General features: G+C 71.8%; 5 protein-coding genes. 2 read left to right on the top strand and 3 right to left on the bottom strand.

The features are described from left to right. Positions 1-1063 (top strand): c-type cytochrome biogenesis protein CcsB (gene ccsB / locus IE312_RS05600; protein ID WP_189978865.1); only part of this gene is annotated, 1063 nt, incomplete at its 5' end. 42 nt (positions 1064-1105) lie between these two features. Beyond that, entirely contained in the window at positions 1106-1510 is a 405-nt protein-coding gene (locus IE312_RS05595) for an SRPBCC family protein (RefSeq protein ID WP_189978863.1), read from the top strand. Here the strand turns inward: IE312_RS05595 and IE312_RS05590 are convergent. The 3 genes from IE312_RS05590 to IE312_RS05580 form a co-directional block, all read right to left on the bottom strand. Then, positions 1507-2913 carry a condensation domain-containing protein gene (locus tag IE312_RS05590; RefSeq protein ID WP_189978861.1) on the bottom strand — a complete coding sequence of 469 codons (1407 nt, stop codon included), beginning with the start codon at positions 2911-2913 and terminating at the stop codon, positions 1507-1509. The two genes, IE312_RS05595 and IE312_RS05590, sit on opposite strands and share 4 nt — an antisense overlap. 191 nt (positions 2914-3104) lie before the next feature. Further along, positions 3105-3455 (bottom strand): hypothetical protein, encoded by a 351-nt coding sequence (locus IE312_RS05585; protein ID WP_189978859.1) that lies wholly within the window; start codon positions 3453-3455, stop codon positions 3105-3107. Beyond that, a partial coding sequence (locus tag IE312_RS05580) for a DUF6232 family protein (RefSeq protein ID WP_229899110.1) occupies positions 3452-3949 on the bottom strand: 498 nt, incomplete at its 5' end. The genes IE312_RS05580 and IE312_RS05585, both read right to left, overlap by 4 nt.

Raw genomic sequence — 3949 nt, 5'->3', positions numbered from 1 at the left:
CAACGAACATCTCGCGAGCATCAGCAACACGCTGATCTACTCGTCGATGGCCGTCTACACCCTGGCCTTCTTCGCCTACATCGCCGAGTGGCTGTTCGGCAGCCGCAGCAAGGTGGCCCGGACGGCCGCCGCGCTCACCGCCGGCCGAGACGGCAAGGCGGCCGGCCCCGCCGTCACCGTGCGGCAGGCCGGCGGCACCGCCGTGCTGGAGCGGCCCAAGGTCGTCGTGCGCGCGGCGTCCGGCGCGCGGGACGTGCCCGACGGGCCGGGCGCGCACGGCGGCGACGAGCAGGGCGACCTGTACGGCCGGATCGCCATCTCCCTCACCGTGCTCGCGTTCCTCGTGGAGCTGGGCGGTGTCGTCACCCGCGCGGCCTCCGTGGAGCGGGCGCCGTGGGGCAACATGTACGAGTTCAACATCACCTTCTCCACGGTCGCCGTCGGCGTGTACCTCGCGCTGCTGGCCCTGAAGAAGAACGTGCGCTGGCTCGGCCTGTTCCTCGTCACGACCGTTCTGCTGGACCTGGGCCTCGCGGTCACCGTCCTGTACACGGCCAGCGACCAGCTGGTGCCGGCCCTGCACTCGTACTGGCTGTACATCCACGTCTCCACCGCCATCTTCTGCGGCGCGGTGTTCTACGTCGGCGCGGTCGCCACGATCCTGTACCTGTTCAAGGACTCGTACGAGAACAAGCTGGAGGCCGGCGGCAGGCCCGGCAGGTTCGCGTCGTCCGTGCTGGAGCGGCTGCCCGCCTCCGCGTCCCTGGACAAGTTCGCCTACCGGGTCAACGCGGCCGTCTTCCCGCTGTGGACGTTCACGATCATCGCGGGCGCGATCTGGGCGGGCGACGCCTGGGGCCGGTACTGGAACTGGGACCCGAAGGAGACCTGGTCCTTCATCACCTGGGTCGCCTACGCCGGGTACCTGCACGCCCGTGCCACCGCCGGCTGGAAGGGCCGCAAGGCCGCCTACCTGGCCCTGATCGCGTTCGGCTGCTGGCTGTTCAACTACTACGGCGTCAACATCTTCGTGAGCGGCAAGCACTCCTACGCCGGGGTGTGACCGCCGCGTGCGCGTGCCCCGGGGCGGGGGCAGGCTGGTGTCATGAGCGGTTCCATCGCACAGGGCACCAGCCAGACGCACGGGAACGAGCACATCCTGCACTTCGTGGTGGAGCTCCCGCGGCCGATGGAGGACGTCTGGGCGGCGGTGGCCACGGCCGGGGGACTGGCGTCCTGGTTCACCGACGCCGACGTGCTCGAACACCGGCTCGGCGGCGCGGTGACCCTGCGTGACCTGGGCAGCGGACAGGTGACCGCGTGGGACGTGGACCGGGTCGCGGAGTACACGCTGGAGGGCGCCGGCCGGCTCCGGTTCCATCTGGAGCGCGAGGGGGACGACGCCAGCGTGCTCCGCCTCACGCACGAGTTCCAGGGCGAGGGCGAGTCCGAGCAGCGCTGGCGGGACCGGCTGGAGCGCCTGATCGACACGCTGGGCGGGAACGGCTAGGACACCGCGGAGAGGCTGCCGTCGGCCACCGAGGCGATCCGGTCCCGCAGCCGCTCCACGTACAGCCGCATGGTCTTCACCGCCACGTCCGTGTCCGGGTAGCGGCTCGCCAGCCACAGCCCCTCGGGCAGCCGGTTCACCCACACGCACACCTGGTCCCCGTACGACACCCGCATCAGCCCGTACGCCTTCAGCTCGGTCCAGCGCCCGGCACCCGGGATGCCGCGGGCGTCGACGTACGACACGATCGAGTGCAGGTCCGGGGAGGTCGGCCGGAAGTCGGAGCCGAGCAGGCGCAGCACCCGGGCCAGCGGCATCCGGGCCAGCGACCGGTTCGCCTGCAGCTCGGCGCGCACCGCCCGCAGCGCCTCCGGGAAGCCGCGGGTACGGCCCACCGGCACCTCGATCGGGGCGCCGCCCACGTACCAGCCCACCGAGTCGCTCCACCGGGACTTCACCCGGGTGTGGAACGGCACCACCGTCCGGTACACCGGCTCGCCGCCGAGTTCGTGCACGATGAGCCCGGTCGCGGCCAGCAGCCCGACCAGGCTGCCGCCGTACGGCCGGCAGTACGCCTCGAACGCCGCCGCCGTGTCCGCGTCCGCCAGCGGCTCGCACAGCATCTGCTGCCGGGGCAGCGGACCGCCGGGCGTCAGCCCCAGGTCGACCGGGAAGGCGGGCAGCGTGCCGTCGCAGCGGTGGATGAACTCCCGCCAGCGCTCCACGATCGCGTGCCGCCCGTCGAGGCCGTCCGCGCCGGCCCGCTCGATCCCGCAGAAGTCGACGTAACTGGCGACCGGCGCCCGCTCCTCCGGTGCGGTGCCGGCCAGGCCCGCCGCGTACAGCTCGTGGATCTCGGCGGCGATCCGCTGCACCGAGTAGGCGTCGACGTTGCTGTGATCGAACGCCATGTACACGCTCGCGCCGTCGTCGCGCACCACCGCCGTGTACATCAGATTGGGCCAGCGCAACGCGTCCGCGACCGTGTCGAAGCGGTGCTGGAGGTGCCGGACCAGGCCGTCGGCGTCCGGGAAGTCGCCCGCGTCCTCGCGGTGCAGGGACACCTCGGCCGCGTCCAGGGTGAACCGGCGCAGCTCGTCCCCGGCCCAGCGGAAGCCGCTGCGCAGCGTCTCGTGCCGCAGGGTCCAGTCGTGCAGGGCGCGCTCCAGGACGTCCAGGTCGACCGGGCCGGGCAGGTCGAAGGCGGTGCCGAGCCAGGTCGGCACGAACAGTCCGCCCTCACGGACGCACCGGGCCGTCCTGATGTGCGACTCCTGGATGTAGGCGGGCGGCCGGGAGTCCTCCGGGAGCGCCGTCGCCGCCGCGACGGTCGCCGGGCTCAGCGTCCACTCGACGAGCCGTCCCGGCCGGACCTCGCAGCGCTGGATGTCAGTGATTCGCACGCGTCTCCCATCGCCGAAGGGGCCCGGTGTTCGGGCCCCCCTGCAAGGCAATGCCGTCAGACGCGGCCGGGACATGCCCGCCCGGTCCATTTCAACGGAACGGATGGCAGGCCGAACGCGGAAGTGATTAACCCACGGTGACGGGTGGACGAAGCGCGGGGATGAGGTCAGCCGACGGTGAGCGAGCCGCCCTAGCCGCCCAGCAGGCCGACGACCGCCTGGACCGCCTCGGCCACCGGCCGGCCCACCGCGCCGACGGTGGCGGCGATCCCGGCGATCGCCATCAGCGCGCGGTGCCGCTCCTGCGCGGGTACGGCGGTGTCGGTGCTGAGGGCGGGCAGGGACTCGTCGAGCAGCCGGGCGCTGGGGGCCGGCACCTGGGCGCGCAGCTCGGCGATCATCCGGTGCAGTTCGGCGAGGGCCGCGACCAGTGCCGGGTCCTGTCCGGCGGGGGACACCTGGCTCTTGACGATGCCCTGGTTGCCCTGGCCGCCGTACATGTTCACGCTGTCGCCGTAGTAGTAGTTGTTTCCGCTGGTCATCCCGCGATCCCCACGTTTCCGTTGCCGCCGTACATGTTGACGTTGTCGCCGAAGTAGTAGTGGTTCGGCGAGACGGTGAGGCGTTCCACCGTCACCCGGAACTCGGTGTCGGGGTGGTCGATGGCGTACGAGATCCGGCCCACCAGGTCGTCCAGGTAGCGCCCGTCGTGACTGGTGACCAGCCCGGTGGAGGCACCGGAGGTCTCGACGGCGAGGACGTAGTGCGGCTGGGCCGTCAGGACGGACATCATGTCGACGAAGAAGTACACGGCGGCGGCGAGGGCCAGGAACCAGACCCAGGTCACATAGCCGGCCGCGCCGGAGTCGGCGCCCTCGAACGCCAGCGAGGGCAGCCCCGGCAGCATGGCGATGAACCCGACGACCAGGGTCCCGGCGACGTACCGCAGGAACCGCAGCACCGCCTCCTTGCGCTTCGGCCGCATCGTGAAGGTGTAGACGCGGGCGATGTTGTGCAGCGGGTAGACCGCCGCGCC

It is taken from the genome of Streptomyces capoamus (assembly GCF_014654935.1).
In the GTDB taxonomy this organism is placed as follows: Bacteria; Actinomycetota; Actinomycetes; order Streptomycetales; family Streptomycetaceae; genus Streptomyces; species Streptomyces capoamus.
The sequence above is the reverse complement of the archived record's forward strand: the minus strand, read 5'-3'. Positions and strand labels throughout refer to the sequence as shown.

Coding starts and splice junctions, on each gene's coding strand:
- IE312_RS05595 (WP_189978863.1), top strand. CDS start 1,106: ATGAGCGGTTCCATCGCACAGGGCACCAGCCAGACGCACGGGAACGAG.
- IE312_RS05585 (WP_189978859.1), bottom strand. CDS start 3,455: ATGACCAGCGGAAACAACTACTACTACGGCGACAGCGTGAACATGTAC.